This window comes from Leisingera sp. UBA4491, assembly GCF_002388965.1.
In the GTDB taxonomy this organism is placed as follows: Bacteria; Pseudomonadota; Alphaproteobacteria; order Rhodobacterales; family Rhodobacteraceae; genus Leisingera; species Leisingera aquaemixtae.
Genome location: NZ_DGNN01000026.1, coordinates 137,855 through 159,291, shown reverse-complemented (window position 1 = coordinate 159,291; position 21,437 = coordinate 137,855). Strand labels below are relative to the sequence as shown.

18 protein-coding genes and 1 tRNA gene are annotated in these 21,437 nt (G+C 63.5%); 9 read left to right on the top strand and 10 right to left on the bottom strand.

Annotation, left to right across the window (positions count from 1 at the left end):
• The first annotated feature begins 23 nt into the window (after positions 1–23).
• Positions 24–449 (top strand): Lrp/AsnC family transcriptional regulator, encoded by a 426-nt coding sequence (locus tag B2P87_RS14345; protein WP_058286910.1) that lies wholly within the window; start codon positions 24–26, stop codon positions 447–449.
• A 60-nt stretch (positions 450–509) separates the two neighbouring features.
• Here B2P87_RS14345 and B2P87_RS14340 read toward each other — a convergent pair whose 3' ends face one another.
• Both B2P87_RS14340 and B2P87_RS14335 read right to left on the bottom strand, forming a co-directional pair.
• Positions 510–977 (bottom strand): disulfide bond formation protein B, encoded by a 468-nt coding sequence (locus B2P87_RS14340; protein WP_141890335.1) that lies wholly within the window; start codon positions 975–977, stop codon positions 510–512.
• 2 nt (positions 978–979) lie between these two features.
• Positions 980–1,558, bottom strand: coding sequence for a YqaA family protein (locus B2P87_RS14335; RefSeq protein WP_141890336.1), 579 nt, complete (start codon positions 1,556–1,558; stop codon positions 980–982).
• A gap of 164 nt (positions 1,559–1,722) precedes the next feature.
• Here B2P87_RS14335 and B2P87_RS14330 point away from each other — a divergent pair.
• Positions 1,723–1,808: transfer RNA gene (locus tag B2P87_RS14330), tRNA-Leu, on the top strand.
• A 115-nt stretch (positions 1,809–1,923) separates the two neighbouring features.
• Here the strand turns inward: B2P87_RS14330 and B2P87_RS14325 are convergent.
• The 3 genes from B2P87_RS14325 to ypfJ all read right to left on the bottom strand — a co-directional run bounded on the left by B2P87_RS14325 (position 1,924) and on the right by ypfJ (position 4,691).
• The gene (locus B2P87_RS14325; RefSeq protein ID WP_141890337.1) at positions 1,924–2,589 is read right to left on the bottom strand and encodes a class II aldolase/adducin family protein; all 666 of its coding nucleotides are present in this window, start codon (positions 2,587–2,589) and stop codon (positions 1,924–1,926) included.
• Between the two features lie 14 nt (positions 2,590–2,603).
• Positions 2,604–3,710: an S-methyl-5-thioribose-1-phosphate isomerase gene (mtnA, locus tag B2P87_RS14320; RefSeq protein WP_141890338.1), complete on the bottom strand. Its 1,107-nt coding sequence runs from the start codon at positions 3,708–3,710 to the stop codon at positions 2,604–2,606.
• A gap of 135 nt (positions 3,711–3,845) precedes the next feature.
• A complete protein-coding gene (gene ypfJ, locus B2P87_RS14315) occupies positions 3,846–4,691 on the bottom strand; it encodes a KPN_02809 family neutral zinc metallopeptidase (protein WP_141890339.1) in 846 nt (281 codons plus the stop codon).
• A gap of 348 nt (positions 4,692–5,039) precedes the next feature.
• On the opposite strand from ypfJ, the gene B2P87_RS14310 reads away from it, so the two are divergent.
• On the top strand, positions 5,040–6,188 hold the full coding sequence (locus tag B2P87_RS14310) for an efflux RND transporter periplasmic adaptor subunit (protein WP_244940806.1): 1,149 nt from the start codon (positions 5,040–5,042) through the stop codon (positions 6,186–6,188).
• 3 nt (positions 6,189–6,191) lie between these two features.
• On the top strand, positions 6,192–9,317 hold the full coding sequence (locus B2P87_RS14305; RefSeq protein WP_058286917.1) for an efflux RND transporter permease subunit: 3,126 nt from the start codon (positions 6,192–6,194) through the stop codon (positions 9,315–9,317).
• A gap of 68 nt (positions 9,318–9,385) precedes the next feature.
• On the opposite strand, the gene B2P87_RS14300 is transcribed toward B2P87_RS14305, so the two are convergent.
• Positions 9,386–9,823 (bottom strand): hypothetical protein, encoded by a 438-nt coding sequence (locus B2P87_RS14300; protein ID WP_244940807.1) that lies wholly within the window; start codon positions 9,821–9,823, stop codon positions 9,386–9,388.
• Between the two features lie 282 nt (positions 9,824–10,105).
• On the opposite strand from B2P87_RS14300, the gene B2P87_RS14295 reads away from it, so the two are divergent.
• The 3 genes from B2P87_RS14295 to B2P87_RS14285 all read left to right on the top strand — a co-directional run bounded on the left by B2P87_RS14295 (position 10,106) and on the right by B2P87_RS14285 (position 14,218).
• Positions 10,106–11,071 carry a TAXI family TRAP transporter solute-binding subunit gene (locus tag B2P87_RS14295; RefSeq protein WP_058286919.1) on the top strand — a complete coding sequence of 322 codons (966 nt, stop codon included), beginning with the start codon at positions 10,106–10,108 and terminating at the stop codon, positions 11,069–11,071.
• A 109-nt stretch (positions 11,072–11,180) separates the two neighbouring features.
• Entirely contained in the window at positions 11,181–13,790 is a 2,610-nt protein-coding gene (locus tag B2P87_RS14290) for a TRAP transporter permease (RefSeq protein WP_058286920.1), read from the top strand.
• Positions 13,787–14,218: a universal stress protein gene (locus tag B2P87_RS14285; protein WP_058286921.1), complete on the top strand. Its 432-nt coding sequence runs from the start codon at positions 13,787–13,789 to the stop codon at positions 14,216–14,218. The genes B2P87_RS14290 and B2P87_RS14285 overlap by 4 nt, the downstream gene beginning before the upstream one ends.
• A gap of 27 nt (positions 14,219–14,245) precedes the next feature.
• Here the strand turns inward: B2P87_RS14285 and B2P87_RS14280 are convergent, their stop codons facing one another.
• Genes B2P87_RS14280 through B2P87_RS14270 form a run of 3 tightly spaced genes read right to left on the bottom strand, consistent with a single transcriptional unit; the run spans position 14,246 to position 18,355 of the window.
• Positions 14,246–15,295 (bottom strand): lipocalin-like domain-containing protein, encoded by a 1,050-nt coding sequence (locus B2P87_RS14280; protein ID WP_141890340.1) that lies wholly within the window; start codon positions 15,293–15,295, stop codon positions 14,246–14,248.
• Complete coding sequence (locus tag B2P87_RS14275) at positions 15,285–17,702, bottom strand: ABC transporter permease (RefSeq protein WP_141890341.1); 2,418 nt, start codon at positions 17,700–17,702, stop codon at positions 15,285–15,287. Before B2P87_RS14275 ends, B2P87_RS14280 begins: the two co-directional genes overlap by 11 nt.
• Positions 17,699–18,355, bottom strand: a complete 657-nt coding sequence (locus B2P87_RS14270) for an ABC transporter ATP-binding protein (RefSeq protein ID WP_141890342.1) — start codon at positions 18,353–18,355, stop codon at positions 17,699–17,701. Before B2P87_RS14270 ends, B2P87_RS14275 begins: the two co-directional genes overlap by 4 nt.
• 204 nt (positions 18,356–18,559) lie before the next feature.
• Here B2P87_RS14270 and B2P87_RS14265 point away from each other — a divergent pair, with 204 nt between their 5' ends.
• On the top strand, positions 18,560–19,009 hold the full coding sequence (locus B2P87_RS14265) for a potassium channel family protein (protein ID WP_058286925.1): 450 nt from the start codon (positions 18,560–18,562) through the stop codon (positions 19,007–19,009).
• Here the strand turns inward: B2P87_RS14265 and cls are convergent.
• Positions 19,006–20,421 carry a cardiolipin synthase gene (gene cls, locus B2P87_RS14260; RefSeq protein WP_141890343.1) on the bottom strand — a complete coding sequence of 472 codons (1,416 nt, stop codon included), beginning with the start codon at positions 20,419–20,421 and terminating at the stop codon, positions 19,006–19,008. The genes B2P87_RS14265 and cls overlap by 4 nt on opposite strands.
• Positions 20,422–20,567: 146 nt before the next feature.
• Here cls and B2P87_RS14255 point away from each other — a divergent pair, with 146 nt between their 5' ends.
• A complete protein-coding gene (locus B2P87_RS14255) occupies positions 20,568–21,434 on the top strand; it encodes a YihY/virulence factor BrkB family protein (RefSeq protein ID WP_008553667.1) in 867 nt (288 codons plus the stop codon).
• Positions 21,435–21,437 lie beyond the last annotated feature (3 nt).

Sequence of the window (21,437 nt, the reverse complement as noted above, 5' to 3'; positions counted from 1 at the left end):
GATTGTTCGAATTGAGGTGGGATATGGACAAAACGGATGAGCGTCTGATCTCTGCGTTGCGCCACAATGCGCGGGCGTCGCTGTCAGATCTGGCGCTGGAATTGAACCTGTCGCGGACAACGGTGCGGGCCAGGATCGAGCGGCTGCAGGCCCGCGGCGACATTCTGGGGTTCACGGTGGTGCTGAAGGAGGATGTGCTGCGCGATCCGGTGCGCGGTCTGATGATGATCGGGATCGAGGGCCGCGGCACCAGCCGGATCACCCGGCAGCTGCAGGGGCTGCCGGAAGTGCGGGCGATTCACACGACTAATGGCCGCTGGGATCTGATTGTGGAACTCGGCACTGAAACCTTGGAAACGCTGGATGCAGCGCTGGCCAAGATCCGCACCTTCGAAGGGGTGGTGAGCAGTGAAACCAATCTCCTGCTGGCCACCAAGAAGGACACCTGATCCCAAAAGACCGCCAAAAGTGTCAAAGGGTTAGCGGCCGGATCTCAGCTTGCCAGCAGGTTAACCCTGCTTGCGGGCATGGTTGGCGGCAGCAATCCAGACCAGCGCCAGGCCAAGGGAGGCGATTGCGTTCCAGCTGGCCATGGAAAGGGAAAACAGCTCCCACGGCACCTCGTCACAACGCACCAGCGGTGCGGACATGATCTGCTCCATCAGCTGATCGGGCGACAGTCCGCCGACCGGTCCGGACGTGCAGGTGGAGGGGCCTTCCCACCAGCCGCGCTCAACACCGGTATGATACGCCCCAACCCCGGCAGTGGACAGCGCCGCAAGCGCTCCCAGATACGGCAGCACCGCACCGGGAATGATCAGCGCCAGAACGCCGATCCCGACCGCCGCCGCATGCGGGTAGCGCTGCCAGTAGCACAGTTTGCAAGGGGGCATGTCGGCAATGTACTGAAACCCCAGCGCCCCGAGCAGCAGCGCGGCGGAGCCCAGGGCGGCGATAACGATCAATAAACGGTGCATGATCAGATGAACCTCACCATCAGGAAGCCGCCGAACAGGACAACCATAAAAGCCGAGAAGACCAGCCCCAGGCGGCGTTCAATGAAGTTGCGGACCGGAGCCCCGAACTGCCACAGCAGACCTGCGACAACGAAAAAACGCAATGCGCGCGCAAGGATAGAGGTGGCAATGAAAGTACCGAGCGGCATACCCGTCCAACCCGACATGATGGTGATCACCTTGTAGGGGAACGGCGTGATCCCGGCGCCCAGAACCGCCCAGAAGCCGAAGTCGTTAAAGCGGGCGTTGAACTCCGCCATGGAATCGCCCTTGCCCATCGCCTCCAGCACCGGCTGGCCAATGCTGTCGTAAAAGAAGGCGCCGATGGCATAGCCAAGCATGCCGCCCGTGACAGAGGCCACCAAAGCCACCAGAGCAACCAGCCAGGCGCGCGACGGGCGGGCCAGGATCATCGGGATCATCAGAACGTCCGGGGGAATCGGAAACACCGAGCTTTCGACGAAAGCCACGGCGGCCAGACACCAGAGCGCCTTTGGGTGATCGGCCAAGGCCATTGTCCGGTCATATAGCGGTTTCAGCATGCTGCGCCCTGCGTCCTCAACGGCGTTTGCCAAGGGAGGTGGCACGTGCGCCGGCCTCCGTCAACCTTTGCTGCGGATGATTTTGCAACGGGGTGCGTTTTCGGCGCAGAGGGGCCGATTTGCCTCTGGACCTTGGCGGCAGCCTTGGCTAGGAACAGGGCGTGGCCCAAGTGGCGGAATGGTAGACGCAGGGGATTCAAAATCCCCCGATGGCAACATCGTGAGAGTTCGAGTCTCTCCTTGGGCACCACAGATTTCCGCGACATATCAAACAGATGCGCAGGATTTTAAGCCTGACAGGCTGATGCGGCAAGACCAGCCTGCCGCGGGCGGTTTCCCCCGGCTGCACTTTAAAACCTCCAAAATCAGCGGCTGTCCTTCAGGCCGTAATCCGCAAAGGCCGCGATCACTTCCGCCATCTCATCCTCGCTCAGGATATGCGGTTTTCCCAAGGTGAGACTGGCCGCGTAACCCTTTGCCAGTGTTTCAAGCTCGACCATCCGCCAGAGGGCACGGGGAAGGCTTTCTCCCGTGGTAACCGCGCCATGGTTGGCCATCAGGCAGGCACTGCGGGTCTGCAAAGCGCGGGTGATATTTTCCGACAACTGGCGGCTGCCGAACAGGGCGTAGTCCGCCACCGGAACGTCGCTGCCGCCAAAGGCCGCCACCATATAGTGGCAGGCGGGGATCGCCTGGCGGTTCATCGCCAGCGCGCTGCAATAGACCGGGTGTGCATGGACGACGGCGTTGACGGCGGGTTTGGCCTGCAGGACCGCCAGGTGAAACGGCCACTCCGTAGAGGGTTTCAGCTGGCCCGCCGGAGCGGCGCTTCCGTCGAGCGGCATCTTCACCAGCATCTCTGGCGCCATCTGGTCATACGGCACGCCGGAGGGGGTGATCAGCATGTGATCCCCCGCACGGACGGATATATTGCCGGATGTGCCCTGGTTGATGCCAGCGGCATTCATCTCCAGGCAGGCACCGATCACCGCCTGCCGCAAAGAGGTGCTGTCCTGGTAGGGAGGTTTCACCTGAGACGCCCCGGTCATGCGGATTTGGCGGCGGCCATATCCGGGAACAGGCCGGCCAGGCCGTCTTCGCTGGCGTCGCAGATGCCGCGTTCAGTGATCAGGCCTGTCACCAGCCGGTTGGGTGTCACGTCAAAGGCCGGGTTGCCGCCGGGGGTGCCATCGGGCGTGACCTGAACCACACCGATGCTGCCGCTCTCCGTCTTGCCCTGGACGTGGGTTATCTCGCGCGCGCTGCGTTCCTCGATCGGGATTTCTGCAACGCCGTCGGAGACGGTCCAGTCAATCGTCGGCGAGGGCAGGGCGACATAGAAGGGCACGCCGTTGTCCTTGGCCGCCAACGCCTTGAGGTAGGTGCCGATCTTGTTGCAGACGTCGCCGCGGCGGGTGGTGCGGTCGGTGCCGGTGATCACCAGATCGACCTGGCCGTGCTGCATCAGATGGCCGCCGGCGTTGTCGGTGATATAGCTGTGGCTGATCCCGTGGCTGCCCAGCTCCCACGAGGTTAGTGCGCCCTGATTGCGCGGGCGGGTCTCATCGACCCAGACGTGGATCGGAATGCCGGCGTCATGGGCCTGGTACATCGGGCTGGTGGCGGTGCCCCAGTCGACAGTGGCAATCCAGCCGGCGTTGCAATGGGTCAGCAGACGGACCGGCTCGCCCTCCGGCTTGCCGGCAGCGATTTGTTTGATCAGCTCCAGGCCATGCGCGCCGATGCTGCGGTTGATTTCCACATCCTCATCCGCGATCTCGTGGGCCAGCGCCAGGGCCGCCGCGGCCCGCTCGCCTTCGGCCAGCGGGCGCAGGTGGTTGCGGCAGCGGTCCAGCGCCCAGCGCAGGTTGATGGCGGTGGGGCGGGTTGCGTTCAGAAAGCTCCAGGCCTGATCCATCGCGGCATCCGAGGGGTCCAGCCGCATCGCCAGCGCCATCCCGTATGCGGCGGTGGCGCCAATGAGCGGCGCGCCGCGCACCCGCATTTCGACAATCGCGTCGGCAAACTCCTGCAGAGTGCTGACCTGCTGGACGCGGAAATCATGCGGCAGCCAGCGCTGATCAATGATCTGCAGCGCGTCCTTGTCATGATCCCACCAAAGGGACCGGTAATGCGTACCGTCAACTTTCATCTGGCTGTCTCCCTAGTCCGGCGGCGATGGACGCGGCGCCGGAATCGATCCGGTTTCCGGCTCCGGCCTAGCGCCGCCTGTGGGGTTAGACAACCACCAACACCAGCAGAATTCAATGAACCCGCAGCCGCAGGGTCAGAGCGAATTGGTCGAGAAGGTGTCGCAGGTGCTGATGTCCCCGGTCTCATACCCGCGCGCAAACCAGGCCTGCCGCTGGGCGCTGGTGCCGTGCGAGAAGGTGTGCGGCTGCGGCACCTGGCCCGCGTTGCGCTGCAGCGTGTCATCACCGATCTGTTTGGCAGCATTCATCGCTTCGCTGATGTCGCCGGGCTCCAGCGTGCCCAGCTGATCCCGGGCATAGCGGGCCCAGATGCCGGAGAAGCAATCGGCCTGCAGTTCGGTGCGCACAGAAATTGCGTTGGACTCGACCTCGCTGACCTGGGCGCGGATGCGCTGGGTCTGGCCCAGGATGCCAAGTTCATTCTGAACATGATGGGCAACCTCATGCGCCACCACATAGGCGGCTGCGAAATCGCCGCTGGCGCCCAGCCGCTGGCTGAGCGTGGTGAAAAATGCGGTGTCGAGATAGACCTTCTCATCGAGCGGGCAATAGAACGGGCCGGTTGCGCCAGAGGCTCCGCCGCAGGGTGATTGCGTCACGCCCTTGTAAAGCACCAGAACCGCAGGGTCATAGGCCCGTCCCAGCTGCTGGTTGAAAATCGTGGTCCAGACGTCTTCGGTATCGGCCAGGGCGACGCTGACGAATTCGGCTGCGGCCTGGTCGGCCTCGGTGACCGGCGCAGATTGGCTGCTTTGCGGTGCCGTGCCTTGCAGCAGCGGCGTCAGGTCCACCCCCAGGAAGGCGCCGACAACGATAATCAGTATTGCCCCCGCGCCGCCGATCCCGGCGGTTCTGCCGGTGAAACCCCGGCCCCGCCGGTCTTCAATGTTACTGCTTCCGCGGCGACCTCTCCAACGCATGGTATCCTCCTGGCATCCTGGCCTGCCGGCATCTGCGGGATCAGATAGCGGCGCGGCGGCAGCTATCGATGCATGCCCGCCCGGCGGCCTGTCCGCAGGGCTCCCGTGGTGATAACCCCTGGCCGCTGCCTGCGGTTCCCGCCTTGCGGTGATTAAACCGCGCGCTGGGGGAATAACGGGGCAGTTGCCCGGCCCCGGCAGCAAGAGAAACGCATAAGACGCACAACGGCTCTTGCGGTTAAGGTTAGCAAATTATTGAATGGAGGAAATTTCGTTACCGCAGAAGCGGCTGTCACAGCCGTTGCTGCAATCATTCCTAAACATTTCCAATACTCGAAAGGGCACAGCATGGCACGATTTTGGACTGCAGGCCTGTCTGGTGGAACCAGTCTTGCGATGGTTGCAGCGGCAGGGCTGATGTTTGCAGGGCCTGCACCCGCCCAGCAAGGCGCGGCGCCGAAGGTGTCCGTTGCGCAGGCTGTCGTCAAGCAGATCAAGGACACCGCGACATTCATCGGCCGGGGCGAGGCGATTGACAAGGCCGACATCATGGCCCGTGTCAGCGGCTATCTGGAAGAGGTGCTGGTGGAAGACGGCGCCGAGGTGGAGCGGGGCGATGTGCTGTTCCGCATCGAGCGCAGCGCCTATGAGGCGGTGCTGGAAAGCCGCAGCGCGGAACTGGCGCAGGCGGAGGCCAACCTGGAACTGGCATCGCTGGATCTGGCCCGCAAACAGGAACTGTTCGAACGCGGCTCTGTGCCGGAGGCGGACCGTGACACCGCGCGCGCCAATGAGCTGGTGGCCGAGGCCCAGGTGCGGGCCGCCAAGGCAGCGATCCGGCAGGCGGAACTGGACCTGAGCTACACGGAAGTCAGCGCGCCGTTCTCAGGCCGCCTCGGCCGGGTCCAAGTCAGCATCGGCGATGTCGTGAGCCCCGGCGGCTCGCCCCTGGTCAACATCGTGCGGGAAGCGCCGGTTTATGTCTCCTTCTCGCTGAACGAGAAGCAATTTGTCGAGATCCTGCAGGAGCTTGAAGCCAACGGCCGCGACCGGGCGGATACCGAAACCGCCCCGGAAGTGTTCGTTGTGCTTCCCAATGGCGAAGAGCTAGAGGAAAAAGGCCGGATCGCCTTTGCCGGCAACCGGGTCGACCCCGACACCGGCGCCGTCACCGTGCGGGCGAAATTCGAAAATGATCACCGGCTGATCCTGGACGGCGCTTTCCTGACCGTTGGCTTGCAGTCGCAAGAGGCGGTAGACCGGATCATCATCAGCCAGGCCGCAATCCAGCGCGACCAGCAAGGCCCGTTTGTGCTGGTTGTCGATGGCCAGAACCAGGTGCAGCAGCGCTATATCGCGACCGGGGATGTGCAGGGCACCGGCATTGTTGTGCTGGACGGGCTGACGCAGGGCGAAACCGTGGTGGTTCAGGGCCTGCAAAAGATCCGCCCCGGCGTCGAGGTGGAACCCGTCCCGGCGGCGCAGGCTGGAGAGTAACCGATGTTTTCCTCTCTCTTTATCTCACGCCCCAAATTCGCAATTGTCATTTCCCTTGTGCTGACGGTCATGGGGGTGATCGGTTATTTCGTTCTTCCTGTCGCCCAGTTCCCGGAAATCACCCCGCCAGTGGTGAACGTCACCGCCAGCTACCCGGGCGCCAACGCGGAAACCGTTGAAAAAAGCGTCGCCGCGCCGATTGAGGCGCAGGTGAACGGGGTGGACGGGATGCTTTATATGTCCTCCAACTCCGCCGACAACGGCAGCTATTCGCTGTCGGTGACCTTCGAGGTCGGCACGGATCCGGACATTGCCTCTGTCAACGTGCAGAACCGGGTGGCGCAGGCGGTGGCAGCGCTGCCTGCCGAGGTCACCGCCAATGGCGTGGTGACGCAGAAAAGCTCCTCCAACATGCTGCTGGTGACCGCGCTCACCTCACCCGACCGGACGTATGACAGCGTGTTTCTGTCGAACTATGCCGCCATCAACATCAAAGATGCGCTGGCGCGGGTGGCCGGCGTCGGCAAGGCGGACATCCTGACAAACTTTGAATACGCCATGCGCGTCTGGCTGGACCCCAACAAGATGGCCGGCCTTGGCATTTCACCCGGCGACGTGATCAACGCGGTGCGGGAGCAGAATATCGAGGTCTCGGCGGGGCAGGTGGGTGCACCGCCGGTGCCCGGCGACCAGGTGTTCCAGTACACCATCAAATCCAAGGGCCGCCTGACCGAAGTCAGCGAGTTTGAGGACATCGTGATCCGCACCGGCGATGGCGGCAGCACCGTGCGGCTGAGCGACATCGCGCGGGTGGAGCTGGGTGCCTCCAACTACAGCGCTTCGGGCTTTTACGACGGCGTGCCGGCCACCATTCTGGCCGTCTACCAGGCTCCTGGCGCCAATGCGCTGGCCGTTTCCGAAGCGGTGCTGGCAGAGATGGAGAGGCTGTCGCAGGACTTCCCCGCAGACGTCGCCTATTCCGTGCCCTTCAACACCACCGATTTTGTCGAGCAATCGCTGAACGATGTGATCTCCACCCTGATGATGACCTTTGTGCTGGTGATCTCGGTGGTGTTCATCTTCCTGGGCTCGCTGCGGGCAACCGTTATCCCAGCGGTGGCTATCCCGGTGTCGCTGATCGGGACTTTTGCGTTTCTGCTGGCGCTTGGCATGTCGCTCAACACTATCTCGCTGTTTGCGCTGGTGCTGGCGATCGGCATCGTGGTGGATGACGCCATCGTGGTGGTGGAGAACGTCGAACGGATCATCGCCGAGGAGGGGCTGCCCCCGGCGGAAGCCACCCGCAAGGCGATGGGACAGATCACCGGACCGGTCATCGCGACCACGCTGGTGCTGCTGGCGGTGTTTGTGCCAGTCACCTTCATGCCCGGGATTACCGGCAAGCTGTACTCCCAGTTTGCCGTCACCATTTCGGTTGCGGTGGTGATCTCCTCCATCAACGCATTGACGCTGTCGCCGGCGCTTTGCGCCATCGTGCTGAAAGCCCGCTCTGGCCCGCCCAAAGGGCTGCTGGCGGTGTTTGAAAACATGATCGGCGGAGTGCGCAGCGGCTACCTGAGCGTTGTCACGCGCCTGCTGCGCCTGCCGGTGATCGGGCTGGCGATTATCGCGGCTTTTGCCTTCGGCACCGGAACGGTGTTTACCGCGACATCCAAGGGCTTCCTGCCGTCCGAGGACAACGGGTATCTGTTTGTTGATGTGCAGCTCCCCGATGCGGCTGCTTTGGGGCGGACGGAGACCGTGACCAGCCGGATTGACGAACAGATCCGCCAGATCCCCGGCGTCCAGGGCACTGTCCTGGTCAATGGCTTCAGCCTGCTGAACGGGGCCGGCGCCAACGGCGCGATGATCATCGCCAACCTGGCGCCGTGGAACGAGCGGCAAAGCGAACCGCTGCAGCCAAACGCCATCCTCGGCCAGATCTACGGCATCGCCAACGCCGAGGCGGCAGCCAGTATCGTAGCCTTCAACCCGCCGCCGATCTCCGGCCTGGGCATGTCGGCCGGTGTGGAGATGGCGGTCCAGCAGACCGCAGGCGGCACGCCGCAGGATCTTGCGCAATCCGTCGGGTCGCTGGTCTATTCCGCCAATCAGCGGCCTGAGATCGCCCAGTCCTACACCACCTTCCGGGCCAACGTGCCGCAGGTTTTTGTCGATCTGGACCGCGAGAAAGCCAAGACGCTGAACGTGCCGATTGCCGAGGTCTTCCAGACCATGCAGACGTACCTGGGGTCTTACTATGTAAACGATTTCAACCTGTTCGGGCGCGTCTACAAGGTAATGCTGCAGGCCGAGGGCTCCTATCGCGACAAGATCGAGGATATTGGCGGCCTGTATGTGCGGGCGCAGTCCGGCGAGATGGTGCCGCTGTCGACCCTGATAGATGTGGAGAACGTCTTGGGGCCGGTGCTGCTCAAGCGGCACAACATCTTCCGCTCGGCCACCGTGACGGCAGTGCCCGCGCCCGGGCTGTCAACCGGCGATGCCATCCGGGTGATGCAGGAGGAGGCCGCGACGGCGCTGCCGCCGGGCTATGCCTTTGAATGGACCGGCACCGCGCAGCAGCAGCTCGACTCCGCCGGGCTGGTGACGGTGATCCTGGCGATGGCGGTGCTGTTCGGCTACCTGTTCCTGGTGGCGCAGTACGAAAGCTGGAGCATGCCGGTGGCGATCCTGCTGTCCGTGATCGTCGCCTTGTTCGGGGCCGTGGCCGCAGTGGCCATCGCGGGCAACGACATCAACCTCTACACCCAGATCGGGATGATCATGCTGATCGGCCTGGCGTCGAAAAATGCCATTCTCATTGTCGAATTCGCAATGGAGCGGCGCGCCGCGGGGCTGAGCATCCGCGACGCCGCGCAAGAGGCGGCCAAGCAGCGGTTCCGCGCCGTGATGATGACGGCGCTGTCCTTCCTGCTGGGGGTGGTGCCGCTGATGGCGGCCTCCGGCGCAGGTGCTGCCAGCCAGCGCGCAATCGGCATCGCGGTCTTTGGCGGCATGCTGGCAGCGACGGTGGTCGGGGTGATCGTGGTGCCGGTGCTTTATGCGATGATGCAGGGCGTACGCGAACGCATCAAGGGCACCCCGGCAGCCAGCCCGGCGGAATAACACCAACGCGGCCCCGCGCGCCTGCGGGCGGGGCCGACCGCGCCTTCAAATACTTGATTGCAGAGAAATCAGCGCTGGCGGGCCCGCAGCCCGCGGTCATGGGCCGCCGACAGGATCAGGTCCCATTTTCGCGGCGTGCAGCGGAATTCCGGCTCCACATCGCAGGTCAGCGGCGCACTGGCCTCCTGCGGTATCTTGCGGGCCTCGGCGGAGACGCAGCGCTCCAAAGCCCAGAAATCCGTCAGCGACGGGTTATCGTGAATAACTTGGCTCAGCAGCATTGCCGCAAGCTCCCTGACTTGGTGCCCGCAGCTACGATTCTTGAACAGCGGATCAATTTTTGTGTGACGCGGATTAGCGCCATCTGCCGGATTTGTCACCATGGCAATCCCCGGCCTGCCGCAATTCAGCGCAAAAAGCGGTTGCTGCCAGCGCTCCGGCCAATGACCGCCCAAGCGCTTTTTCCGCAGTGCAAGAATCGCCGGGCCGAAGATTTCCCCTTGCAATTAAATTCTTTGTATGCAGGCAACCGGAAACCACCGCACCGTGACGGGGAAATTTATCTAACTGTTGTCATTACAGAAAAAAAATCGGCTTTAGGGGGTGCGTCAATAGATAGCACTCTTGACTTGGGAGGCCCCCGGTGGAACCCTTGCGGGCGTGCAAAAAATATCCGCACACGCCTTGCTTGGGGGCCAAATTCTCTGGCCGTGCGTGGAGCATAACACCGCTTTCGCAAATTTCCGGGCCGGGCTGCAAATCATAAGACAAGTGGGAGAGACTTGATCATGAAACACACCAAGCTGGCGATCGGTGCTTTGGTGACCGCAGCCTTTATGGCTCCGGCAGCATCTGCGCAGGAATTCATCACCATCGGCACCGGCGGCGTTACCGGCGTGTATTACCCGACCGGGGGCGCCATTTGCCGTCTGGTGAACAAGGGCCGCAAGGAGCACGGCTTCAAGTGCGCCGTCGAATCCACCGGCGGCTCGGTCTACAACATCAACACCATCCGCGAAGGCGAACTGCAGTTCGGCGTCGCCCAGTCGGACTGGCAGTACCACGCCTACAACGGTTCCTCCAAGTTCGAGGAAGCGGGTCCGTTCGAAGGCCTGCGCGCCGTGTTCTCGGTGCATCCGGAACCCTTCACCGTAGTGGCGCGCGCCGATGCCGGCATCTCCACCTTTGACGACCTCAAGGGCAAGCGCGTCAACATCGGCAACCCGGGCTCCGGCCAGCGCGGCACCATGGAAGTGCTGATGGAAGCCAAGGGCTGGGGAATGGAAGATTTCGCCCTGGCGACTGAGCTGAAGGCAGCGGAACAGTCCGCGGCGCTGTGCGACAACCAGATCGACGCAATGATCTACACTGTCGGCCACCCGTCCGGCTCGATCCAGGAAGCCACCACTGCCTGTGACTCGGTTCTGGTCACCGTGGACGGCGAAGCGGTTGAGAAACTGGTTGGCGACAACTCCTTCTACCGCACCGCCACCATTCCGGGCGGCATGTACCGCGGCACCGACGAGGACGTGAACACCTTTGGTGTCGGCGCGACCTTCGTGACTTCGGCAGACGTTTCCGAGGATGCGGTTTATGCAGTCGTCAGCTCGGTGTTCGAAAACTTCGAAGCCTTCCAGAAGCTGCACCCGGCGTTCACCAATTTGAAACCGGAAGAAATGATCGCGGACGGCCTGTCGGCACCGCTGCATCCTGGCGCAGAAAAGTACTACAAAGAAAAAGGCTGGATCGAGTAATCCGCCGGAACAATGGGGCGGGGCGCATCAGCGCCCCGTTTCTGCCCCCGAGCCGGGGGAGTAAATTTGAGGCCGTGCCGCTCCACGCCGGCCCAAGGGGAGATTATCCATGACATCCGATGCTCAGGGAAATCGACCGCTCAGCGAAGAAGAGCTTCAGGAACTGGTCGCGTCCTCCGACGCCGGCGCCCGCAACCCGGTGGGGAGTGTAGGGGTGTTCCTGGCCATCGTCGCAGTCATCTGGTCGGTTTTCCAAGTCGTGCTGGCCTCGCCGCTGGCCAACCTGCTGCTGCCCGGCAGCGTGATCAACAATTCGCGGCAAATCCATCTGGCGTTTGCCATTTTCCTGGCTTTTGCCGCCTATCCTGCCTTGAAATCCAGCCCCCGCGGCTATGTCCCGGTCCAGGACTGGATCTTTGCCATCGCGGGCACCGGCATCGCGCTCTATGGCTATATTTTCTATCAGAAAATCGTCGATTCCGGCGGCCTTGCAGATGACGTGGACAAATGGTTCGCGCTGGCAGGCCTGCTGTTGCTGTTCGAGGCCGCCCGCCGCGCGCTGGGTCCGGCAATGGCGATCATCGCGACGATCTTCCTGCTTTATGTTTTCTTCGGCTCATCGGACTACGTGCCCGAGGTGATCCGCTGGAAAGGCGCAAGCCTGAAAAAGGCGATGAGCCATATGTGGATCACGTCTGAGGGCGTGTTCGGCATCGCCCTGGGGGTGTCGACCAAGTTCGTATTCCTGTTTGTGCTGTTCGGTGCGCTGCTGGATAAGGCGGGCGCCGGCAACTACTTCATCAAGATGGCGTTTGGCGCGCTTGGCCACCTGCGCGGCGGCCCGGCCAAGGCGGCCGTTGTGGGCTCTGCCGCAACCGGTCTGATCTCTGGCTCCTCGATTGCCAACGTTGTCACCACCGGCACCTTCACAATTCCGCTGATGAAGCGGGTGGGCTTCACGTCAGAACAGGCGGGTTCGGTTGAGGTTGCGTCCTCCGTGAACGGGCAGATCATGCCGCCGGTGATGGGGGCTGCGGCCTTCCTGATGGTGGAATACGTGGGCATCTCTTATGTCGAGGTGATCACCCATGCCTTCCTGCCGGCTGCGATTTCCTACATCGCGCTGGTCTACATCGTGCACCTGGAAGCGGTGAAACGGAACATGCCGACGCTGGGCAACCGCGTGGTGTCCATGGGCCGCACAATTGGCGGCATGGCACTGTTCTTCGCCGGCTTCGCAGCGCTTTGCTACGGCGTGCAGTATCCGGTGAAATGGATTGTCGCCGCGATGCCGGGCGCCTCCGGTCTGACGCTGTCAGCTCTGGTGGTGGCCGCCTATGTCGCCCTGCTGTGGCTGGCCTCCGGCGTGGAGGATCTGGTGCCGGACGACCCCAACGCCGAAGAGGTCGAGCTGCCGGTGGTGGGCGAGATCTACAAGGCGGGTCTGCATTACCTGCTGCCGATCATCGTACTGGTCTACTTCCTGATGATCGAACAAAAGTCGCCCGGCCTGTCCGCCTTCTGGGCCACGGCGCTGCTGTTTGTGATCCTGCTGACCCAGAAACCGCTCAAGGCGATTTTCCGCGGACAGAGCGACATGGCCAATGCCTTCATGCAGGGCGTCAGCGACCTGTGGCACGGGCTGATCGACGGTGCCCGCAACATGATCGGCATCGCGCTGGCCACGGCCACCGCGGGGGTGATCGTGGGCACCGTGACCCTGACAGGTGTCGGGCAGGTGATGTCTGAGCTGGTCGAGTTCATCTCGGGCGGCAACCTGATCCTGATGCTGGTGATGGTGGGCATTCTGTCGCTGGTTTTGGGCATGGGCCTGCCGACCACGGCGAACTACATCGTCGTCAGTTCGCTGATGGCCGGTGTCGTGGTCGAGCTGGGCGCCCAGTCCGGCCTGATCGTGCCGCTGATCGCCGTGCACCTGTTTGTGTTCTACTTTGGCATCATGGCCGATGTGACACCGCCGGTGGGTCTTGCCAGCTTTGCTGCGGCTGCTGTCTCGGGGGGCGATGCGATCCGCACCGGATTCACCGCCTTCTTCTACAGCTTGCGGACCGTGGCGCTGCCGTTTGTGTTCATCTTCAACACCGATCTCCTGCTGATTGATGTGAACTGGATACAGGGAATCCTGGTCGCCATATCGGCCACCATCGCGATCCTGGTCTTTACTGCGGGCACCATGGGCTATTTCCTCAGCCGCAACCGCTTCTATGAAGGCATCCTGCTGATCTTTGCCGCCTTCGCGCTGTTCCGGCCGGACTTCTTCATGGACCGCATCATGCCGCCCTTTGCCCAAGTGCCGCCGGCGCAGCTGGTGCAGGCGCTGGACGAGGCTGAGCCGGGGGCGGAGCTGCGGATCACGGTGGAAGGCCCGGATTTCGACACGTCCGGAACCAAGAGCACCACAATGATCCTGACGGCTGACGGCTCCGGCGGCCAGTCGGCAGTGGATGCCTATGGCCTGCTGCTGCTGGAGGAAGACGGCGTGGTGAAGCTGGAAGAGCCGATGTTCGGCACACCGGCGGCGCCCAATCTGGAGAGCTTTGATTTCTACGCCGACGCGCCGGTGCAGATCACTTCCATCCAGGCCCCGGCCAGCCAGCTGCCCAAGGAGCTGATCTTCATCCCGGCGCTGCTGCTGGTGGCGCTGGTGGCGTTTCTGCAGCGCGGACGCGCGCGTGAACAGGAAGGAGTACCGGCATGAGCAGACCCGTTCTTTGCGCCCTGGAACTGAGCGACCGAGCCTTGGACGAAAAAGTCCTGACCGAGGCCGCCCGGCTGGCGGAGCTTGACGGCGCCCAGCTGGACGTCGTCAACGTCCTGCCCAACTTCGGCGAGACCTGGGTGTCCGGCTTTTTCGAGGAACACCACCACGAAAAGGCAGTGGAGGACGCGACCAAGCGGCTCCAGGACCTGTGCAGCAAAGTGCTGGGCGAAGAGCGCAACGCCAAGGTGCGCCACCTGGTCGCCACCGGCACCGCCTATCAGGAGATCCTCAAAGTGGCCGAAACGGCCGGCAGCGGTCTGATCGTGATCGGCGCGCATAAACCGGACTTGAAAGACTACCTGCTCGGGCCGAATGCGGCCCGGGTGATCCGCCACTCGGATTGTTCGGTTTTTGTGATCCGCTGAAACCTTTAGGGGCGCCTTCGGGCGCCCTTATTCGTAGCCGGTCATCTCAAGATAGCCCGTGCCGCTGTGGCTGCCGGTGACAGTGACAGGCCCCTCCCAATACGGAAACGAGGTGCCCATCCAGCTTTGCGGGTTCAGCGCCTCAACCTCGACTGAAACGCCTTTGCCGGGCAGGGCGGCGCGCCAGCGTGTCGGGATGCTGCGGCCCTCCACCATGGTGTAATCCAAGGGATCGGCCTGAAAAGCCCCAGGCTCCAGCGGCTCCGCCGTGCCGTCGGCGGAAATCCAGGTGCCAGAGGTGAAATCTCCGCTTTCCGCCCGCAGGACAAACCCCATCAGCTTGGCGTCGCTTTCAAAGCTGAGCGAGAACCAGTCCCAGCCGCTTTGATCCTCAGCCAGAGGCTGGCTGGACCATTCCCGGTCAAGCCAGCCGTGCCCCGTGACCTCAACCGCGCCGCCGGGCAGCGTGACTGTGCCGCTGACTTGGTAATGCGGCTGGGAGTAGTAATAGCTGGCCTGGCCGCCGGCGGATTTGACGGAATACCCATTCTCTCCATGCAGCACTAATGGTCCGTCCGCGCTGAGCAGCAGATCATAGGAAAAACTTTCACCCGCAGCGGTAAGCGTCAGATTTTCCAGGTTATCTTGGGCCGATGCCATCTGCCAGTTGTCGATCCAGGCCATAAAGGGCTGCGATGTCACGCCCGCCTGGCCGATGCCGCCGCGGGCGATGCTTTCGGCAAACAGATGCTGATCGGATGCGGTCACCGCCGCATGGGCCATCCAGACCTGCGGGCTTTGCCAGCCGTCTCCTTCGCCCGGGGCAAGGGCCGAGCGGAACAGCGTCCATTGGATGCCATAGTCCCGCCCGTCCGCCCCTTCAAGGTTGGCGGTCAAGTACCACCATTCAATGCGGAAATCCGGGTGCGGGCCGTGATCCTGCGGGAAGGACAACCGCTGGCCGCGCTGCGGCATGGCAAAGCCTTCCGCGTCGCTGCCCAGACCCGCGAACCCCTGCGCCAGAGTGGACGAGGCCCATGCGGTGAAAACCAAAGCGAGGACAGGTCTAACGTTCATTGGCAAACACCTTGAGCAATTCGGCCGGATCCAGGCGGCTGAGCCGGCGCGCGGGCAGGGCGGCGGCCACCACGGCGGCCAGCAGCGCCAGCAGGAACAGCCGCAGCCAGTCGCCCGGAAACACATGCATCGGAAGCTTCCAGCCAAAAGCTTCGACATTGATCACTGCCAGCAGCGCCCAGGCCAGAACCAGCCCCAGCGGCAGCGCCAGCACAGCGGTGATGGCGGCCAGCATAAGGCTGCGCAGCACCTCGGTTACGGCCAGCTGCCGGCGGCTAAGTCCCATCGCCCAGACCGGTGCCAGCTGCGGCAGGCGCTGGCTCCACAAGGTCAGCAGGCTGGTCAGCATGGCAAAGGCCGCCACCCCGAGCGTCAGCAGATTCAGCGCCGCGGTTATGACAAACGTCCGGTCGAAAACCGCCAGCGAACGCGCCTTGAGACTGGCCTGGTCAATGATGTTTTCCCTTGGGATTTCAAACCTCTGCCGGATTGATTTGATGAGATCCGGAACGTCCTGCGGCGGCAACCGCAGGCCAAATTGCCGGTTGGGCACATCGGGCGCGCGGGCCAGCAGCTGGTCAAGCGCAACAATCGCCTGGCCGTTGGGGTTGCCGTAGTCGGAATAGATCCCGCCAATGGCCAGAACCCAGCCCGGCTCCAGCTGGACGCTGCCGCCGGGCGACAGATCATAGCGGCGGGAAAGCTGTTCGTTGATCAGCACCGCTTCTCCGGCAGCCACCCGGTCCCAGACCTGCGGCAGGGCGTCCAGCAGCGGCCAGTGCTGGCGGTAGGTCGCATCATCCGCCACGCCATAAATCCGCAGCGGCGCACCCTTAAACCGCACATCACTGCTGCGGATGGGCAGCACCGTAACCCCCTTGCTGCCCAGCCATTGGGCAAGCTCTGCACCTTGGGCGTCGGAGCGGGCGGTGACATAAACCTCCGATGCCAGGCGCTGATCCAGCCAGCCCACGAAGGTGAGCCTGAAGCTGGAAACCATTGTTCCGACGCCGATATTTGTCGCGAGCGCCAGCAGCAGCGCCATCAGGGCAAGCGACATGCCCGGCAGTTGCGCGCGGGTGTCGGCCCACAGCCATTCCGCATAGGGACGCCGGGCCAGCCGCGCCCCCAGCCGCAGGCCCGTGGAAATCAGCAACGGCAGCAGCAAAGCCGCCCCCAGCATCAGGCCGCCAAGGAAGACAAACCCGGCAACAAGTCCTTGGAAAATCGAAATAACAGCGGTTCCAGCCAGGATGCAGGCGATGCCGCCGGCGGCAGACAGAAGATGCGACCGGCCAGCCTGCTGCCCGCGGGCGCGCGTCGCAGGGGCCGCCAGCAGTGGCATCCGCCACAGTGCAAAAAGCGCTTTTGCCCCGGCCAGGAAGGTGCCGCCAAGCGCCATTGCCAGACCGGACAGAACCCAGCCCGGACGCAGCGACAGGCTGCCATCGACCGGTGCCCCGTACAGCCCGGCGAGCGTGGCGCTGACATCCGGCAAAAGCGCCGCCGCAACCAGATAGCCGCCTGCCAGTCCCGCTGCGCCGGCGATCACCGCAACCGCCGCCAGTTCCGCGGCAAACAGGCCGGCCAGAAGCTGCATCGGCACGCCCAGACCGCGCAGGGTGCGGATCAGGCCCCGGCGCTGCTCCAGGCTGAGCGTGATGGCGCCCTGTACGATGAAAAGCCCGACGGCAAAGGACAGCAGGCCAAAAGCTGTCAGGTTAAGGTGGAAACTGTCCGTCAGCCGCGCCGTATCCGCTGCCGCGCTTTTGGCGGCAACGCGGGTCAGCTCCGGGGCAAGCTCTGCCAGCGGTGCGAGGTCCGGGGTCTGGCCGGGCAGGATAAGCAGATAGCTTAGCGTGCCGGGCTGCCTCAGCAGGCGGCTGGCCAGGCTCAGGTCGGCGACCAGCACCCCGCGGGGCAAGGCGCTGGTGCGGGTGACCGGGTGCTGCTGCTGGACAGCAGCAAGCTCCGCTGCGGTGTCCGGATGCGCGAAAAAACGGCCCGGCGGCAGCAGCGCGTCCAGCGGTGACGCGCCGTCTTGTTCCGCGGCGTTTGCCAGATCGGCCACCAGCGGATGACCAAGCAAGTCAATTCCCATGATATCAAAGCTTTGCCGGCCAAACCTGACAGTGCCTTCCAGCACCGGTGCCAGCGTCCAGCCTGCCCGCCGCAGGGCGGCATAGCGGGACAGCGCGATGCTGCCGCTGGCAGGCACCAGCCGGTCCGCCCCGGAGGTGCCCAGCTGCTCTGCGGCGCGGGCATAGCTGGCGCGCGCCTCGCCGTTGATCGCCTGCACCGCCGACCACAGGCCGGTGGCGAGCGCCAGCCCGACAATCAGTGTTGCCAGCTGCAACGGGTGGCGCCGCCAATGGGACAGGATGGCTGCCGCCGCGGCGCGGGTCATGCGGCCTTGCCGTGCTTCAAGTGCAGTTGGCGGTCCAGCATCTGTGCAATCGCGGAGGAATGGGTGACCAGAAACAGCGCGGCACCGCTTTCCCGCACCAGCTCCAGCATCAGCTCCATCACCGCTGCGCTGGCTGTTTCATCCAAGTTGCCGGTCGGCTCATCTGCCAGCAGCAGTTTGGGGCGCAGGGCAAGTGCGCGGCCGATCGCAACCCTCTGCTGCTGACCGCCCGACAGCTGCTCCGGGTAGCGGTCAAGCAGCCCGGACAGGCCAAGTCTGTCCGCCAGCTGCTGCCCCCACACCGCGTCCCAGCGGCCGCCAAGCCGCGCGTGCAGCGCGATGTTTTGCCGGACCGTCAGGGAGGGGATCAAATTAAACTGCTGGAAAACCAGGGAAACCTCTTGCCTGCGCAGCGCCGCGCGCTGGCCGTCGCCCAGCCGGGAAAGCTTGGTGGTCCCGATTTCAATTTCACCGCTGTCGAAATGGTCCAGCGCCCCCGCCAGGTGCAAAAGGGTGCTTTTGCCGGACCCGCTGTCCCCGGTCAGCGCCAGGCTGGTGCCCGCTGCCAGGTCCAGCGAGACGCCGCGCAGAACCGCATCGTCTGCGGTCTGGCCGGGATAAGACTTGGTCACGTTGCGGATTTTCAGAACCATCCTGCGGCACCTCCGGCGTTTGGCCGTCCTTTCCTGCAACTGCACTCAATACCGCTGGCCGGGGGAAGTCCAGTGCGGCACAAAGACAAGGACGGGCTCCCGCGGCTGGCGATCCTTGATGGAAGTGTTTAAGAACGAAAGCCAATTGCACGGCCAGGTGAGGCCAGGCTGCCGACAAACACGCCGACGAACACGAGGGCCGGAATGACACTGTGGAACCAGCTGCTGTGGGGCTCAATCTACCTGAGCTTTTGCCTGATCCTGGAAATTATGGTTCTGGTCTGGTGCGCGTCGGTGCTGAACAAGCTGTCGGCCCGGTTCTCCAAACCCTACCGCCGGTGGCAGATCGGCCTGATGCTGGTGGCCGCGATTTTCATCATTCTCGGCGGCCATACCGCGCAGGTGTGGATCTGGTCCTCGGCCTTTGTTCTGGTTGGCGCGATCGGGGACTGGAACACCTCGGTCTACTTCTCGCTCGCGACCTATACCACGCTGGGTTACGGCGATGTGGTGCTGGGGCCGGCGCTGCGGATTTTCGCGGCGTTCGCCGCCGTGACCGGGCTGTTCGGGTTCGGCATCAGCACCGCCTTCCTGGTCAGCGCCATGGGACGCCTGTTTTCCCTGAACGGCCAGTCATATGACGGCAAGGATTAAAGCACCGGCGCCAGCAGCCGGGCCACCGGGGCCAGCAGCCGGATACTCAGCTTTTGCTGGTCCAGCGGCAGGCTGAGCTCCGTGGCGCGCTGAAAATCCTGCTGCAGCATCTCTGCAATTTCCCCGGCAGAGGCGCGGTCGAAAAACAGCGCCATCGTCTCAAAGTTCAGCCGGAACGAGCGGTTGTCGAGGTTAGCGGTGCCAACCGCGGAGATCGTGTCGTCAATGACGAAACATTTCTGATGCATAAAGCCGCCTTGATAGCGCAGGATGCGGACGCCAGCGTCGCGAAGCTCATCGAAATAGGCAAAGGCGGCCAGCCAGGGCAGCACGTGATCAGCGTATTCCGGCAGCAGGATCCGCACATCAAGCCCGCGCAGCGCCGCGTGCTTCAGAACGGCAAACACATCCTGATCCGGCACAAAATAGGGCGAGGCCAGCCAAACGCGGTCCTGCGCGGCGGAAATGGCGGAGAAATACAACATCGAGCCGTTGCCAGTGGTGTCGCCAGGCCCGGTGGCGGCAATCAGCGCCGGGCGGTCCTGCGGTGAAGCTTCGGCTTCCCAGTTCAGCAGGTCCAGAATAGGTTCCTGGGTGCGCCAGTGCCAGTCCTCGGCAAATGACAGCTGAAGCTGCTGAACCACCGGACCGGTCAGCCGCACATGCGTGTCGCGCCACGGGCCGGCGGCGGGGTCCAGCCCCATATACTCATCCCCGACGTTCAGGCCGCCGGTAAACCCGATGCGGCCATCCACGACGACGGTTTTCCGGTGGTTGCGGAAATTGATCCGCAGCCGGTGCCAGGGACCGCGCTGAACTGCCGGGTCGATGAGGTTGACACCGGCGTCCTCCAGCGCGCTGGTGTAGGCGCGCGGCAGCTTGCGGCTGCCGATGCTGTCGGTCATCAGCCAGATGGTCACGCCGCGGTGTGCCGCAGAGATCAGACGCTTCTGCAGCGCCAGGCCCAGATCGTCCGCATGCAGAATGTAGTACTGCACAAGTATGTATTCCTGTGCATTTTCAATAGCCTCAAAGATGGCGTTGAAGGTTTCCTTGCCGTCAATCAGCAGCGTCATGCCATTACCGCGGCACACGTTCGTGCCGGCAATTGCTTCAAACGGGCTGGTGTTGACCGGCAGTTCCTGCGCGTCCTCGGAATGGGCGCTGGTATAATTGCGGGTGGCAATCACCGCCTGTTCCGCGCGGCGTCGGGCCTTCCAGTAGCCTCTGAACCTGTGATGCCCGAAGATGACATAGGCGGGCAGGGCAATGACCGGGGCGGACAGCAGGAACACAACCCAGCCGATTGCCCCCTGGGGCGTGCGGGCCGTGCGGGCCGCGCTGAGCGCAGCCAGTCCGGCCGCCGTCCAGGTTGCGGCGATCGCGCCCGTGCTGACAATAAACCAGAACATTCCGCAGCCTCGAATTTGCACCTTTGCACTTACCTAATATGCGCATCGTCCGCACACCATAGGCGGTTATGCTACACGCAACGCTAAAACCGCATAAAGGGCCATTGATACTGGATATTTGCGGGCGGCTGTGGAACCTTGCCTGCATGCCGATCCTGCCCCCTCTGAGCCGCTGGCCCGCAGCGCTTCTGACCGCCGCCCGCCGGTTCAACCGGAAGAACGGCTGGGTCATGAGCAGCCACATCGCCATGTCAATGATGCTGGCGCTGTTCCCGTTTGTTCTTTTTACGGTTGCGCTGGCCGGCACCGTAGCCAGCCTGCTGTCGCAAGAGGTGGAAATGGACCTGATGACCGAGCAGGTGTTCAGCGTCTGGCCCGACGCCGTGGCGCGGCCGATTCTGACCGAGCTGAAGTCGGTGCTGCAGACGTCCAACACCCAGCTTGTGACCCTGGGCGGCCTGTTTGCGCTGTATTTTGCCTCCAACGGGGTCGATGCGGTGCGGGTGGCGATGGTGCAGGCCTACCACGATACCGACACCCGGCCGTTCTGGCGCGCCCGCGCGCTGTGCATCGGGCTGGTCATCATGGGCGGGGCGGGCATTCTGGCGGTGGCTTTCTTCGAGGTGTTTCTGCCGCTTTACGTGCGCCACATCACCAAGCTGCTGCCGTTTGCCAGCGTTCCGCAGGGATGGGAGCAGGGGCTGAGCGGCCTTCTGGCGCTGGCGCTGCCCATTGGCGCGGTGCTGGCGTTTCACATCCTGCTGCCGGGACGGATCCACCGGTTCCGGCGGATTTTGCCGGGGGCGGTTCTGACCCTGCTTCTGTGGCTGGCCTGCGCCAGCGGGTTTGCTGTCTACGTCGGCTCGTTCGCCCGGTACTCCGCCACATATGCCGGGCTTGCCGGGGCGATGGCGGCGATGATATTCCTCTATCTGAATTCCGCAATCCTGATCCTGGGCGCAGAATTCAACGGCGCCTTAAGCGACATGGCCGACAGCATGGGCCGGACATGACGG